This is a genomic window from Bradyrhizobium sp. Pa8, assembly GCF_052588265.1.
The window spans coordinates 705,425-719,844 of sequence record NZ_CP176767.1; the positions used below are offsets into that span (position 1 = coordinate 705,425).

Genomic DNA, 14,420 nt, shown 5'->3' on the forward strand with positions numbered 1-14,420 from the left:
TCTTTAGGAGTCTGACTTCGGACGTAGTCCGAGGAAGAAGGACGAGGACTTCAGCGGCGCGAAAGTCGGCCGCTTCAGCCCGGCGCCGGTAAGCGGCGCGGTGTCGAGTGGTGCCGTGATGGAGGCGGTGGTCTTGCCCTGCGGCGCATCGGGCGTGCAGGTGCCGGCGACGAAGGTCGGCTCCGGCCCGAGCACGGTGCCGCGTCGGGCGTACTTGTCGTAGGCCAGCGGCAGGGTGTTGTTCAGGCCCTCATGGCCGTTGCCGCCCTTGGCGTCGATCGCCATCATCTCGCTCTGGCACATCTTGCCGGTCTCGACGCACATGTTGAGGATCAGGCGGTAGAGATCGGAATCGATGGTGCCGTAGCGGCGCACCGGCTCGTTCTGGCTGGGCTTCTCCAACTGGAGATATTCGGCGCGGCCGAGCGAGCCGCCGGCGGATTTGGCGCTGGCGATCCAGGCGTCAAAGCCCTTGTCGTCGAGGCCCTGGAAGTTGAAGTGCATGCCGGAGAAGCCGGCGCCGCTGTAGTTCGCCGAAAAGCCCTTGTAGGTGCCGGCGTGGTTCACCACGGCGTGGAGCTTCGTCTCCATGCCCGGCATCGCGTAGATCTGGCCGGCGAGCGCGGGGATGTAGAACGAGTTCATCACCGAAGACGCGGTGATGCGGAAGTTGATCGGACGATCGACCGGAGCGGCCAGGTCGTTGACGGTGGCGATGCCGTAGTCCGGATAGATAAAGAGCCACTTCCAGTCGAGCGCGACGACGTCGACCTCGAGCGGGGCCTTGGACTGGTCGATGGCGCGGTCGGCATGGATGCGGCCGAGCGTGCGGTAGGGGTCGAGCAGATGCGTGCCCATCCAGGTCAGCGCGCCCAGGCAGATGATGATCAGCAGCGGCGCCGACCAGATCACCAGCTCGAGCTTGGTCGAGTGGTCCCAATCCGGCTCGTAGCGGGCCGAGGTGTTGGACTGGCGGTAGCGCCAGGCAAACAGCACCGTGAGCGCCATCACGGGGACGACGATCAGGAGCATCAGGACGGTGGAGATAATGACGAGGTCGCGCTGTTGCGCTGCGATATCGCCGGCAGGCGCCAGCACGACATAGTTGCAGCCGCTGAGCGCAGCTGCCAGAGGTAGCAGCGCCAGGATCTTGAGACGGGACACGGGCCGAGCCTTATGAGAATGAGTTTCCTTTGCGGGCCCAAGGGGTAGCTGCGGCGCAGCAATCCGGACATTGGACAATTTGTCCAATGTTGCAGTGCGGAATGTTGGGTCAGACAGGGGCAGATTGCCTGGCGCCCCGCCGGGCGGTCGGCTTTGGTTTTCAGGACGTTAAGGGCGCACGAATGGCGACGGCACAGACCCCCGCAATGGCAGACCTCCACTCGGGCGAGCACGGCCACGACCAGGCCAGTCCCGGCGAGATCGCCATCGGCGTCATCATCGGCCGCACCTCGGAATTCTTCGACTTCTTCGTCTACGCGATCGCCTCAGTGATCGTATTCCCGCGCCTGGTGTTCCCGTTCACCAGCGAGCTGACCGGCACCCTCTATTCCTTCATGATCTTCGCGCTGGCCTTCGTGGCCCGGCCGATCGGAACCGTCATTTTCATGACGGTCGATCGCGAGTACGGCAAAACCGCCAAGCTGGTCTCGGCGCTGTTTCTGCTCGGCACCGCCACCGTCGCGCTCGCATTCCTGCCCGGCTATCACGACATCGGCGTTGCCGCGATCTGGCTGCTGGCGCTGGCGCGTATCGCGCAGGGTCTGGCCTGGGGCGGCGCCTGGGACGGCATGGCTTCGCTCCTGGCCCTGAACGCGCCACCCTCCAAGCGCGGCTGGTATGCGATGGTGCCGCAATTAGGCGCCCCGCTCGGCCTGATCGTGGCGAGCGCGCTGTTCGCTTATTTCGCCGGCAACCTCTCGGCCGACGACTTCTTCGACTGGGGCTGGCGCTATCCGTTCTTCGTCGCCTTCGCCATCAACGTCGTGGCGCTGTTCGCGCGCCTGCGCATGGTGACGACCGAAGAATATGCCTCGTTGTTCGAGACCCGCGAATTGCAGCCCGCGCGCATCTCCGAGACCGTCGCGCGCGAAGGCCAGAACATCATGCTCGGTGCATTCGCGCCGCTCGCGAGCTTCGCGCTGTTCCACATGGTCACGGTGTTTCCGCTGTCCTGGGTGTTCCTGTTCACCCGCGAAAGCCCGGTGCGCTTCCTGATCATCGAGATCGTCGCCGCCGTGTTCGGCGTCGCGGCGATCGTGGCCTCCGGCATCATCGCCGACCGCGTCGGCCGCAAATCGCTGCTGATGGGATCGGCCATTGCGATCGCGATCTACAGCGGTTTTGCTCCGCAGCTGCTCGATGCCGGCGCGTTCGGTGAGACCATCTACATGGTGATCGGTTTCATCCTGCTGGGTCTCTCCTTCGGCCAGTCCTCGGGCGCGATCGCCTCGAACTTCCGGCAGGCGTACCGCTACACGGCTTCCGCGCTGACCTCGGATATGGCCTGGCTGTTCGGCGCGGGCTTCGCGCCGCTGGTCGCGCTTCTGCTCGCCACCAATCTCGGCGTCATCGCATCGGGTGCGTATCTGCTGTCAGGCGCGTTCTGGACGCTGCTCGCACTCTGGCTCAGCGGCCAGCGCGAGGCGGGCGACATGGACGCGGGCGGTTAAAGCGTCCCTCGGACGGGAATAAAATTCAGGCCGGGCGATCCTGTTTGCGGCGACGCAAGCAGGAGATCCCATGAACGTCCGGTCCAATCCCGTCCACCAGCAGAGTTTTGCAAGCCTGGTCCTCACCATCGTCGCGATTGTTTTCTCGACCGGGCTCGCCCACGCCACCGGCAACGTCGCGCGCGGCCAAACGCTCTACAAGGGCTGCGCAGATTGTCACTCCATCAATGAGAACGCTGTCGGCCCGATGCACAAGGGCGTGGTCGGTCGCAAGGCGGGCAGCGTGCCCGGCTATGACTATTCGGCCGATCTGAAGAACTCAGGGATCGTCTGGACCGAGCAAAATCTCGACAAATGGCTGGCCGGACCGCAGGCCATGGTGCCGGAAACCAAGATGTTTTTCGACGTCCCGGACGCGCAGGATCGTGCTGATATCATCGCGTTTCTGAAGGAAAAGGCGCGGTAGGTCGGCAGAGCAGGTCTCGTAGGGTGGGCAAAGCGAAGCGTGCCCACCATCTGTCGCTATCATTGGCGGATCGTGGGCACGGCGCTACGCGCCTTTGCCCACCCTACGGCACTGTCTTTGTGGCTCGAGATCCCGGGCTCGCGCTAAGCGCGCCCCGGATTGACGCGCGCTTGGCGCGCGTCAATCCGCCACGACCTTCACGCGATCCCGTACCTTCACCTGAGCGTTGCGATCGAGCCCGTTGAGCACGCGGAAGCGCTCGGCGGGATGATCGACGCCGGCCATGCGGTGGGAGAGCGATTCCACGGTATCGCCGGGCTGCACGGTGATGACCTTGATGCGCAGGGGGCGCGCGGCCTGGATCTCGTCGAGCGTCAGGCGGCGGAACGAATTGACGGTCTCGCGCGCGTTGCGCTCGCTCTCGGTCGATTTCTGCCTTGCCGCGAAGATGAAGCGATAGACGTCGCTGCCGAAGCGCAACGCATAGACCTTGAACTGCCACTGATCGCCCTTGGCGGTGGCGGAGGCGGCCGGAAAACCGTTGATGGTGATGTCTTCGGTGGAGGCCTTCTCGACGCCCTCCATCCAGCCGGAATTCAGGTAGTCGCCGAGCGACTGCTCGGCCGGCACCCTCACGACGTCGAAGCGCATCGCCTGCGAGCCGCCGTCACGCACGCCGATCACCGCCTGCGCGGTGTTGTCGAGCGTGAAATTGTCCGGCGCCTGGAAGGTGAAGCCGAGTTTCGGGTGCAGGAAACGCCGGCCGCGCACAAAACCTTCGCTGGGATCTTCGCCATAGACGAGGTTGTCGATCGCGGCGAGGTAGGTCTCGCGGTCACGCTCGGCGCCCTCGGGCGCCGCATATTGCCGCGCGATGGTCTGCGCATTCTGCACGCGCTCGGGGGTGGCCGGATGCGACGAGGTGAAATCCTGCGCGCGCGGATCGAGCGAGGTCTTGCCGACCTTGAGCTCGGCATTGCGCTCCATCGCCGAGAGGAAGCGGGCGGCGCCATAGGGATCGAAATGCGCCTTGGCGGAAAGGCCGACGCCGATGCCGTCGGCCTCGAACTCCTGGTTGCGCGAAAAGCTCGCCATGGTGAGCTTGGTCTTGGCCAGCGCAAGCGCGGTGAGATCGGGATCGTTGCTCATGTCGGTGACGACGCGGGTGACGATCGCGGCCTGGCGCGCCTGGTCCTCGCGCATCGCGGCGTGCTTGGACAGCACATGCGCCATCTCGTGGCTGAGCACGGAGGACAATTCGGAGGTGTCGCTGGCGAGCGCGAGCAGGCCGCGGGTGACATAGAGCTGGCCGTTCGGCAGCGCGAACGCGTTCACAGCGCCGGAATTGAGAATGGTGACCTTATAGCCCTGGTCGGGGCGGTCGGACGCCGCGACGAGCCGGTCGACGGTCTTGCTGACCAGCGATTCGAGCCTGGGGTCGTCGTAGGTGCCGCCGTAGCTCGCCAGGATGCGCTCGTGCTCTTTTTCGGTGGCGGGGGTCTGCGCGACGGCCGGTTTCGGCTTGGGCATCGCCACGGTCGGCGGGGCTGCCGCAGTCTGGAACCGGTTCATGTCGCCGCAACCGGCAAGGGCTGAGCCCAGCACGAGGCACAGCGCGGCCGGCGCAGCCCGCAGGCGGCGGCGTTCACTCCATACGTGCCGTTCTAGCACCCCATTCACGTCGCTTAACCCGTGCCTGGCCCGTTTTAGGGCCTTACCCCTGTCGGCTCGTTTGCGCCCAGCAACTCGACCTGCCCCGCAAGGCGCACATCGATGCGCGGCCCTGTATTCCCCTCGACCCAGCCCCGGACGCGAATGCGTCGATTTTCCAGGGACTTAAGAGTGATCCCGGCGTTTTCGAACGCGGGTTGCGTGCGCTTTGAAATAGTCACAGCAAAGCCGCGTGTCCAGTTCCGTCCGAAGTTGAGGTAGGTCATTGCCCCAGCTTGCCGGACCGACAGGACTTTGCCCTCGACCACCATAAAGCGCCCGATCCCCGCCAAAATATCGTCCGGACTTTCCGCGTTTTTTATGGCCGACGGGTCAGCCCAGTTGCCCTTTTTTTGGCGCCGTGCCTCGGTCTCCGCCGCCATCAAGGCCGCCGCGCAGTCCTTGTCCGCGATCTCGGCGGAGACGAGGGCGTCGCCCTGGGCGAGCAGCGCGGCCTGCACGGAGATGTCGCTGTCGCCGGCAAATATGAACGCAGCTTGGCGGCCGTAGCGGTCGGGCGTGTCGTCCGCGCTCCGCAGACTCACGTCGCGCCCGACGAGCAGCGAGGTCAGTGCCTGCTTCGTCGTCGCGGTCGGTTCGATTCCGGTGAGGCGGACCTCGCGGCCGTCATCGAGACGCACGCTGCGGGCATCGACCATCGCCGCGACGCGGCCTTCGCCCTGAGTCTCGAATTGGCACGGCGCGGCGAACGCCGTGTGACCTACGACGAGAAGAAATGCGACGATGAGGTGAAGCCGTTGCGTCACATGACCCGGAGAGGTTGCGTTACGCCTTAGCTTTAACCCAAACGTGGCGAATGACGAAAGGGGGCAGTCGTCGTGTGACACTTCGCTTCTGCCTCACACTCCGTCATTGCGAGCGCAGCGAAGCAATCCAGCGTCTTTACACGGCGACAGTCTGGATTGCTTCGCTGCGCTCGCAATGACGCGTGGAAGCAGGTGCGGCTCAATTTCCATTCCGCTTTGCGGAAAACATGCGCGGCAATCGTGCTGCCGCAACGTCCCTCGCGCTTGCTGCCGTATCGCGCATGCGGCATGATCGCGGCAACAACGATAACCAAGCCGCCATCAGAGTACGGCGCGATAAGGGAGGTCTTTTTCGATGAAGCATATTTTGTCGGGCATTTTTGCCGCAGCGTTTGCCCTGAGTGCGAGCGCCGCCGCGCAGGCCCAGGACAAGCCGCCGCTGAAGATCGGCGGCATCCTCGACATGTCGAGCCTCTATGCCGACATCACCGGCCCCGGCAGCGAGACCGCGGCCAAGATGGCCGTCGAAGATTTCGGCGGCGAGGTGCTGGGACGCAAGATCCAGGTGCTGGCGGCCGACCATCTCAACAAGGCTGACCTGTCCGCCAACATCGCCCGCGACATGCTCGACAACCAGGGCGTCGAAATGATCTACGACGTCGCGGCCTCGGCCACTGCGCTCGCAGCCGGCGAGATCGCGAAAGCGCGCAACAAGATCATCATGTTCAACGGCCCGGGCTCGATCCGTCTCACCAACGAGGCCTGCGGTCCCTACACCATTCACTACGTGTTCGACACTTACGGCCAGGCCAACGTGACCGGTCTTGCCGCCGTGAAGTCCGGCCTCGACAGCTGGTTCTTCCTCACCGCCGACTACGCCTTCGGCCAGGATCTGGAGAAGGACACCAGCGCTGTCGTCACCAAGACCGGCGGCAAGGTCCTCGGAGCCGTGCGCCATCCGCTCAACACGTCGGATTTCTCGTCGTTCCTGCTCCAGGCTCAAGCGTCCAAAGCCAAGGTGATTGGCCTTGCCAACGCCGGCGGCGATACCGTCAACGCCATCAAGCAGGCGGCCGAGTTCGGCATCACCAAGGGGGGCCAGAAGGTCTCGCCGCTGCTCGCCTTCGTCTCCGACATCGATTCGATCGGGCTGGAGACCGCGCAGGGCCTGCTGCTCGCCGAAGCCTTCTACTGGGACCTCAACGACGACACGCGCGCCTTCTCGAAGCGATTCATGGAGCGCACCAAGCGGGTGCCGACTTCGGCGCAGGCCGGCGTCTATTCGTCCGTCACGCATTACCTGAAGGCCGTGAAGGCGGCGGGCACGACGGACTCGGCCGCGGTCATCAAGGTGATGAAGGAGACTCCGATCAACGACTTCTTCGCCAAGAACGGCAAGATCCGCGAGGACGGCCGCATGATCCACGACATGTACCTGTTCGAGGTCAAGAAGCCGTCGGAGTCCAAGGGCCGCTGGGACGACTACAAGCTGCTCGCCACCGTGCCCGGCAACGAGGCGTTCCAGTCGCTGGAGCAGTCGCGCTGCCCGCTGGTGAAGAAATGACGACGTGAGTCGTCGTGACGGCCAACGCGCCCAACAACAGGTCGTCATCCCGGGGCTCGCGTAGCGAGAACCCGGGATCCATCGGGCCGCAGTGACTGTCGAGAAATGGATTCCAGGCTCGCGCTTCGCGCGCCCCGGAATGACGAAGTGAGAGAGTAGCACCACAGAAAAGAGGCGAACACCCATGAACGACATGGTCCTGCAAAAGCTCGAAGGCGGGCTGCTCACCATCACGATGAATCGCCCCGAGCGGAAGAACGCGCTCAACCCCGACATGGTCGCAGGATTAGTCGAGGCCGCGCGGCGCGCGGCCGACGATCCCGAGGTGCGCGCGGTGCTGTTCAAAGGCGCAGGCGGCTCGTTCTGCGTCGGCGGCGACGTCAAGTCGATGGCGGCAGGCCGTGCGCCGCTGCCGTTCGAAGTGAAAATGGCGAACCTGCGCCGCGGCATGGAGGTCTCGCGCATCCTGCACCAGATGCCGAAGCCCGTGGTGGCGCAGCTCGACGGCGCGGCAGCCGGCGCCGGCCTTTCCATGGCGCTGTCCTGCGACCTGCGCATCGCGAGCGAATCCTGCAAGATCACGACCGCCTTCGCCAAGGTCGGCTTCTCCGGCGACTATGGCGGCACCTATTTCCTGACGCAGCTGCTCGGCAGCGCGCGGGCGCGCGAGCTCTATCTGATGTCGCCGGTGCTCACGGCGAAGGAGGCGCATGCGATCGGGATGGTGACGAAGGTGGTGCCCGACGCCGAGATCGACACGGCCGCGCACGAGCTCGCGCTGTCGCTGGCGCAGGGCCCATCAATCGCGCTCGGCTTCATCAAGCGCAACATCAACAACGCCGAGCATCTGGCGCTGGAAGATTGCTTCGACGGCGAGGCAATCCATCACACCCGTTGCAGCGACACCGAGGATCACAAGGAAGCCGCGAAGGCCTTTGTCGAGAAGCGCAAGCCGACCTTTAGGGGCGCGTGACGATGGCGCCCTATATGCGGCTCCGGCAGATCTGTCTCGTCGCGCCGCAGCTCGCGCCTGTGGTCTCCGACATCGCCGGGATCATGGGCCTCGACGTCTGCTACCGCGATGGCAATGTCGCCAAATACGGCCTGGAGAACGCGCTGCTCCCGGTCGACACGATCCTGCTGGAGGTGGTCGCGCCGTTCAAGGGCGGCACCACCGCCGGCCGCTTCATCGAGAAGACCGGCGGCCGCGGCGGCTATATGGCGATCTTCTGCTGCAACGATCCGGACGAACGCGGCCGCAACGCCAACGCGATGGGCGTGCGCACCGCCAACGTGATCGACCACGCGCCCTATCACGGCGTGCAGCTCCACCCCCGCGACTGCCGCGCCGCCTTCATCGAGTTCAACCATACCAAAGGCAGCGACGATATTTTTGGGCCGTATCCGCCCGCGGGGCCGGACTGGCAAAAGTTCATCCGCAAGGACGTGACGCAGGCGCTGACGGGCGTGGAGATGCAGAGCCCGGATCCTCAGGGGCTCGCGGAACATTGGGGCAAGATCATCGGGGTCGTACCGACTGGCGATGTCGAATTGAAACTGCCAAATGCCACTTTCCGCTTCGTGAAGGGCGCCAGCGAGATCATGAGCGCGCTGGAGTTTCGGGTGGCGGATGTCGCGAGCGTGCTGCATGCCGCGAAGGCAAAAGGGCTCGCGGTTGCCGGCAATGAGTTCCTGCTCGGCGGGGTGACGTTTCGGCTTGTAGCTTGAGCGATTGCCACACACACCGGCTGTCGTCCCGGACAAGCGAAGCGCAGATCCGGGACCCATAACCACAGGGAGTAATTTGGCGAAGACTCGGAGTTGTCAGCTCGCGCTACGACCACTCCCTGTGGTTATGGGTCCCCGCTTTCGCGGGGACGACAAGGGAGTTTGTGAAAGCGCTAGAGTGATACGGCGAGACCCTGCGGCAATCACCGTCCCCTAAAATTCGCCGCGCGGCGCTCTTCGGTGGCCTTGACGCCTTCCTTGAAGTCTTCCGTCGCGCGCAAGCGCGTCTGCTCGCCGAGCTCGTGATTGGTCGCGGCCATCACGCGGTCGGCGAGGTTGGCGCGCATCGTGGCGCGGGTGGACAGAAGGCCGAGCGGGGAGCATTCGGCGATCTCGGCGGCGAGCTTCATCGCGCCCGCCTTCACGTGGTCCTGCGGCACCAGCTCGTTGGCGAGGCCCCACTTCACCGCCTCTTCGCCGGTGACGCGGCGGCTGGTGTAGAACATCAGCTCGGCGTTGTTCTTGCCGATCAGCTCGGGCAGCGTCACCGTCAGGCCGAAGCCGGGATGGAAGCCGAGTTTCGTGAAGTTGGCGGAGAAGCGCGCTTCCGGGCAGGTGACGCGGAAGTCGGCCGATACTGCGAGACCGAGCCCACCGCCAATGGCTGCGCCCTGCACGGCGGCGACGATCGGCTTCTTGGCGCGGAAGATACGCACGGCCTGGATGTAGAGATGGTTGATCGGGCCGAGGTTGTCGGCCGGGTCGCCCTTCTTCTCGGCCTCGCGCGCCTCCTGCGCCTGCCGCGCCGGATCGCCAAAATTGGCGCCGGCGCAGAATGCCTTGCCTTGTGCCGACAGCACGGATGCGCGGATCTCGATGTCGCGATCGAACTCGTCGAGTGCATCCGCGATCTGGTTGATCAGCGAGATGTCGAAGAAGTTCAGCGGCGGGCGGCGGATCTCGATGGTGCCGACGTGGCCAACTTTTTCGACGCCGATATCTTTATAGGTGCTCATGACGATCCTCGATTGAATTAGCGCAAACCAAGTCCGCGCGCGATGATGCCGCGCAGCACCTCGGTGGTGCCGCCCTGGATGGTGAGTTTCGGTGCGGTCTTGATGGCGAAGTCGAGTTGCCGCTCCAGCGTCTCGCGGTTGGTCGCGGTCTCCTCGACGAAGGCGGCGAGATCGCGCACGCGGTGCGGAAGCTGCTGCTCCCAGACCGTGCCGATGTCCTTGACGATGGACGCCTCCACCACCGGCTCCTTGCCGGCCTGCAGCATGCCCGCAACCGAGACCGACATGCGCCGCATGGTGTGCAGCTGCGCCACGAGACGGCCGATGCCTTCGGCGCTGCGCGTGTCCGGGTTGGGGCCGACCGCGCGCACCAGCTCGGTCAGCACGTAATAGGTCTCGAGGAAACGCTCGGGGCCGGAACGCTCATAGGCGAGCTCGCTCGTCGCCTGCTTCCAGGCGCCGTCGACTTCGCCGAGCACGTGATCATCGGGCACGAAGAAGTCGGTGAAGACGACCTCGTTGAACTCGTACTGGCCGGTGATCTGGCCGATCGGGTTCACCTGGATGCCCGGCTGCTTCATCTTGACCAGAAACTGGGTCAGGCCGTGACGGCGGTTTTCCTTGGTCGGCTGCGAGGTCCGGAAGATCGCGATCATGTAGTCGGCGATGTGTGCCGACGAGGTCCAGATCTTGGTGCCGTTGATGAGATAGCCGCCGTCGGTCTTGGTCGCGCGCGTCTTCGCCGCGAACAGGTCGGAGCCGGAGTTCGGCTCGCTCATGCCGATCGCAAAGCAGATCTCGCCGCGGCAGATCCGCGGCAGGATATCCATCTTGATATGCTCGGGCGCGTATTTGATCAGCACCGGCCCGCTCTGGCGGTCGGCGACGAAGAAGCGCCGCGTCGGCGCGTTGGCGACGCGCATCTCCTCGGTGACGACATAACGCTCGAGGAAGGAGCGCTCCTGGCCGCCATACTTCTTCGGCCAGGTCATCCCCAGCCAGCCCTTGGCGCCGACCCGGCGGGAAAATTCCGGCGCGTCGGTGTCCTCGCGGTTGGGCTTGTGCGGATCGAAGGTGCCGGCGGCGATTTCCTCGGCGAGGAAGGCGCGCACTTCGTTGCGCAGTTGCTCGCACTTCTCGGGCAGACGGATCGGATCGAAACGAAGGGCAGCGGTCATTGTTGTCTCGTCCCCTGATCAGCGCGAAGCCACGAGCGGCCACAATTCGTCGGCGCCGCGGTTGGCCACCAGCTTGCCGAGCTCGACGGCCCAGTGGCTCTCCGAACCGAAATCGTCGCGCCAGGCCAGCGCCCGCAGCGAAAAGCGGTGCAGGATGTGCTCGCTGGTGAAGCCGATGGCGCCGTGCACCTGATGCGCGATGGCGCCGCCTTTCTCCGCGGCTTCCGCGCAGCGGATCTTTGCCGAGGCGGCTTCGAGGTAGACCTCGTCGTCGAATGACTTTGCGTTTGCGATCGCGTCGGCCGCCGATGTCGCGGCCGCAAGCGCGGCGGCGGATTCGCCGGCGAGCCGGGCGAGATTGTGCTGCACGGCCTGAAACTTCGAGATCTTCTTCTCGAACGCGACGCGCTCGTTGGAATAGCGCACGGAGATGTCGAGCATCGCTTCCAGCGCGCCGGCGATCTGAAGGCTCCGCGCAACGCCGCCCATCAGCATGAGGGTGTTCTGGTCAAAGTCCTTCGCGGGCTTTACGGTGACGGGCTGGACCTTGTCGAACGTCACGGTGTCGCTGTGGTCGTAGCCGACGTTGAGTCCGGATTCGATCCGGCCCTTGCTCGCATCGACCAGCGCGATGGAAACGCCGTCCTTGCCATGCGCCAGCACCGCAAAGTGCTTCGCCGCCTTGGCAAAGGGCACGCCGCGGGCGCGGCCGGAGAGCGCGCCGTCGGCATCGAGCGTGATGCGGTCCTTCGGGCTCGCCGGCAGCACCGTCATCTCACCTTCCGGTGAGGCGATCTTCGCCTGCGCCAGCAGCCAGCCCGCCAGCATGGTTTCGGCCAGGGGAACCGCGACCGCGAAGCGGCCGGCGGCGTTCAGCAGCGCAAAACCGTCGGCAAGGCTGGCGCCGGAGCCGCCGAGATCGTCAGGCACCCAGGACAAAGGCAAGCCGGCTTCGCTCAGCGCCTGCCACAGCGGCGCCTGCCACGAACCCTTCTTGTTGTTGTTGATGGTCTGAGGATCGGCGAGATCGGCGAAGATTTTCTCCGCGGTCTCGACGACGATATTGTCACTCTCCGCCACAGCGTTCCCCGTGTTTTGCCATTGGCGCGGTCCGTCCGGTCGGCGCGGCGCGCGGTCTCTTCTTGCGCCCGATGATCCGAAAAAGCCATGGCCCTGACAAGCGTTGACCGCAGGCCCATCTGCGGCTCCGGCATGGGCGCAAGAGCTGCTATGGACTAATTCCGCTTAGCGGAGTTTGCTCGATTTGCAGGGCGCGGCAAACTCGCTAAACAGGGCCAGCTGCTCAAGGCTCGCATTCAATCAAGGGGAAGGAAATCCGGATGGCAAAAGACGGCTTGTGCGCAATCGTGACGGGGTCCGCATCCGGACTTGGTGCCGCGACCGCGGAAATTCTCGCGCGGACCGGGGCGCGGCTCGTCATCAACTATTCCTCGAGCCAGAAGGAAGCCGAGGCCACGGCCGAACTCTGCCGCAAGGCGGGGGCGGCGGAAGTTCTGGTCGCGCAGGGCGACGTCTCGCGCGACGAGGATTGCCGCAAGATCGTTGCGGCAGCCAGCGGCTGGGGCCGGCTCGACGTGCTCGTCAACAATGCCGGAATCACCAAGCATGTTGCGCATGCCGATCTCGATGGATTGTCGGCTGAAGATTTCCAGCGCTTGTACGGTGTCAACACCATCGGCCCGTTCCAGATGGTGCGCGCAGCACGCAGCCTGCTCGAGGCCGGCGCGAAGGCTTCGGAGCGGCCGTCCGCCGTGGTCAACGTGTCCTCGGTTGCCGGCATCAGCGGCGTCGGCTCATCGATCGCTTATGCCGCGAGCAAGGGCGCGCTCAACACGATGACGTTGTCGCTGTCGCGCGCGCTGGCGCCGCTGATCCGCGTCAACACGGTGTGTCCCGGCTATATCGACACGCCCTGGTTCACCAAGGGCCGCGGCGAGGCCGGCGCCAAGCAGGTGCGCGACAGCGTGGTGGCGAAGGTGCCGCTCAAGGTCGCATCATCCGCCAATGACATCGCGCAGCTCGTCTGCTTCCTGGCGATGCCGGCGTCCAGCAACATGACCGGCGAGGTCGTGCGCATGGATGCGGGGATGCATTTGATTACTTAATTCGTCATTGCGAGCGAAGCGAAGCAATCCAGAGAGCGTCCGCGCGGACAGTCTGGATTGCTTCGTCGCAAGGGCTCCTCGCAATGACGGAGTGCGGGGGCGGCGTCGTGCCCGACGTCCCGCACCGCTATCCTTTTATTACGCCGCTCGCGACCAGCCGGTGCCAGATGAACAGCACCACCACCGCGCCGATCGTGGCCATGATGAAGCCGGCGCCCTGGTCGGGGCTATAGTGCCCGATCGCCTGTCCGATGAAGGTCGCGAGAAACGCACCCGCAATTCCCAGGATGGTGGTGAGGATGAAGCCGCTCGGGTTGTTCGGTCCCGGCGCCAGCCAGCGCGCGATGAGGCCGGCGACGAAGCCGACGACGATGATCCACAACAGGCCACCCATGCTCATGTCAGTGCTCCCCTTCCCGAGAACGCGTAGATCAAGGTTCGATTAAAGTCTGCCCGAGAGCTCGTTCTCGGTCGGCAGCCGTCCATCCGGCGTCAGGTGATCAATCACCTGTGGCAGATACTGGCTGAGGCCGGAGAGCAGCTCGTCGCGCGACAGGCCGCTCTGGGCGGACAGGCTTTGGATCTGGTCGGCGCCGAGGGCGCTGGCGAGATCGCCGGGCGCGATCGCCTTGTTCTCGCCCTTGCCGACCCAGGAATTCGCGGCCTCGCCGTGGCCGCCCTGCTGAAGCTGGTTGAGGAGATCGCCGAGACCGCCGCTCAGCACGGTGCCGGCGGCGCCGCCCGCGAGCAGGCCGCCGAGGCCGCCCTTGAGCAGGTCGCTGAGGCCGCCGCTACCACCGGGGCCGCCGGGAACAGCGCTGCTGCCCGTATTGACAGGCGTCGGAGGCGGCAGCGGCGAGCGCTGCGGCGCCGGCGCCGCGTCGGGCTGTCCTGCCGTCAGATGCTTGAAGGCCTTCCAGGCGATCAGGCCGAGCAGCGCCATGGTCATTGGCGACATGCCGCCGGAGGATTGCTCAGAGCTGGGCGTGCTCGGGCCGCGGGGGCCGTTCTGCATGCCGTTGAGGACGTCGAGTAGACCCATGGTGCTCTCCTTTGGCGTTCTCGTCGGCGAGTTCTCGCCGGTGACAGCCCCCGGGGCAAAAACATATGAGGCTCTCATGACGGTTACAAGGCGAATGCACCGCAACCAATGGGCAGCAGGCGTTGCCTCTGCTATCGAGGGCGGGTCT

General features: G+C 65.0%; 14 protein-coding genes. 6 read left to right on the forward strand and 8 right to left on the reverse strand.

All coding sequences use genetic code 11. The features are described from left to right. Positions 1-3: 3 nt before the first annotated feature. Positions 4-1,164 (reverse strand): ubiquinol oxidase subunit II, encoded by a 1,161-nt coding sequence (cyoA, locus tag ACKWRH_RS03315; RefSeq protein ID WP_445219303.1) that lies wholly within the window; start codon positions 1,162-1,164, stop codon positions 4-6. A gap of 182 nt (positions 1,165-1,346) precedes the next feature. Between cyoA and ACKWRH_RS03320 the strand changes: the two genes are divergently transcribed. Both ACKWRH_RS03320 and ACKWRH_RS03325 read left to right on the forward strand, forming a co-directional pair. Further along, on the forward strand, positions 1,347-2,675 hold the full coding sequence (locus ACKWRH_RS03320) for an MFS transporter (RefSeq protein ID WP_445219304.1): 1,329 nt from the start codon (positions 1,347-1,349) through the stop codon (positions 2,673-2,675). A gap of 70 nt (positions 2,676-2,745) precedes the next feature. After that, positions 2,746-3,141 carry a c-type cytochrome gene (locus ACKWRH_RS03325; protein WP_445219305.1) on the forward strand — a complete coding sequence of 132 codons (396 nt, stop codon included), beginning with the start codon at positions 2,746-2,748 and terminating at the stop codon, positions 3,139-3,141. 180 nt (positions 3,142-3,321) lie between these two features. On the opposite strand, the gene ACKWRH_RS03330 is transcribed toward ACKWRH_RS03325, so the two are convergent. Together ACKWRH_RS03330 and ACKWRH_RS03335 are read right to left on the reverse strand one after the other, a co-directional pair. Next, positions 3,322-4,713 (reverse strand): M48 family metalloprotease, encoded by a 1,392-nt coding sequence (locus tag ACKWRH_RS03330; RefSeq protein WP_028151370.1) that lies wholly within the window; start codon positions 4,711-4,713, stop codon positions 3,322-3,324. 134 nt (positions 4,714-4,847) lie between these two features. Further along, positions 4,848-5,699 (reverse strand): thermonuclease family protein, encoded by an 852-nt coding sequence (locus ACKWRH_RS03335; RefSeq protein WP_445219306.1) that lies wholly within the window; start codon positions 5,697-5,699, stop codon positions 4,848-4,850. A gap of 274 nt (positions 5,700-5,973) precedes the next feature. Here ACKWRH_RS03335 and ACKWRH_RS03340 point away from each other — a divergent pair, with 274 nt between their 5' ends. The 3 genes from ACKWRH_RS03340 (at position 5,974) to ACKWRH_RS03350 (ending at position 8,910) form a co-directional block, all read left to right on the forward strand. After that, complete coding sequence (locus ACKWRH_RS03340; protein WP_028151369.1) at positions 5,974-7,182, forward strand: ABC transporter substrate-binding protein; 1,209 nt, start codon at positions 5,974-5,976, stop codon at positions 7,180-7,182. 184 nt (positions 7,183-7,366) lie between these two features. Continuing rightward, the gene (locus ACKWRH_RS03345; RefSeq protein ID WP_282520274.1) at positions 7,367-8,155 is read left to right on the forward strand and encodes an enoyl-CoA hydratase; all 789 of its coding nucleotides are present in this window, start codon (positions 7,367-7,369) and stop codon (positions 8,153-8,155) included. Between the two features lie 2 nt (positions 8,156-8,157). Continuing rightward, entirely contained in the window at positions 8,158-8,910 is a 753-nt protein-coding gene (locus tag ACKWRH_RS03350) for a hypothetical protein (protein WP_445219307.1), read from the forward strand. Positions 8,911-9,113: 203 nt separating this feature from the next. Here the strand turns inward: ACKWRH_RS03350 and ACKWRH_RS03355 are convergent, their stop codons facing one another. The 3 genes from ACKWRH_RS03355 to ACKWRH_RS03365 are packed head-to-tail and all read right to left on the reverse strand — an operon-like array spanning position 9,114 to position 12,184. Beyond that, complete coding sequence (locus ACKWRH_RS03355) at positions 9,114-9,926, reverse strand: enoyl-CoA hydratase/isomerase family protein (protein ID WP_445219308.1); 813 nt, start codon at positions 9,924-9,926, stop codon at positions 9,114-9,116. Positions 9,927-9,943: 17 nt separating this feature from the next. After that, complete coding sequence (locus tag ACKWRH_RS03360) at positions 9,944-11,104, reverse strand: acyl-CoA dehydrogenase family protein (protein WP_445219309.1); 1,161 nt, start codon at positions 11,102-11,104, stop codon at positions 9,944-9,946. 18 nt (positions 11,105-11,122) lie between these two features. Further along, entirely contained in the window at positions 11,123-12,184 is a 1,062-nt protein-coding gene (locus ACKWRH_RS03365) for an acyl-CoA dehydrogenase family protein (RefSeq protein WP_445219310.1), read from the reverse strand. 260 nt (positions 12,185-12,444) lie between these two features. Between ACKWRH_RS03365 and ACKWRH_RS03370 the strand changes: the two genes are divergently transcribed. Next, positions 12,445-13,230: an SDR family NAD(P)-dependent oxidoreductase gene (locus ACKWRH_RS03370; RefSeq protein ID WP_445219311.1), complete on the forward strand. Its 786-nt coding sequence runs from the start codon at positions 12,445-12,447 to the stop codon at positions 13,228-13,230. Positions 13,231-13,357: 127 nt separating this feature from the next. Here ACKWRH_RS03370 and ACKWRH_RS03375 read toward each other — a convergent pair whose 3' ends face one another. Both ACKWRH_RS03375 and ACKWRH_RS03380 read right to left on the reverse strand, forming a co-directional pair. Beyond that, a complete protein-coding gene (locus ACKWRH_RS03375) occupies positions 13,358-13,630 on the reverse strand; it encodes a GlsB/YeaQ/YmgE family stress response membrane protein (RefSeq protein WP_196236584.1) in 273 nt (90 codons plus the stop codon). Positions 13,631-13,672: 42 nt separating this feature from the next. Then, positions 13,673-14,272 carry a YidB family protein gene (locus ACKWRH_RS03380; protein ID WP_445219312.1) on the reverse strand — a complete coding sequence of 200 codons (600 nt, stop codon included), beginning with the start codon at positions 14,270-14,272 and terminating at the stop codon, positions 13,673-13,675. Between the last annotated feature and the right edge of the window lie 148 nt (positions 14,273-14,420).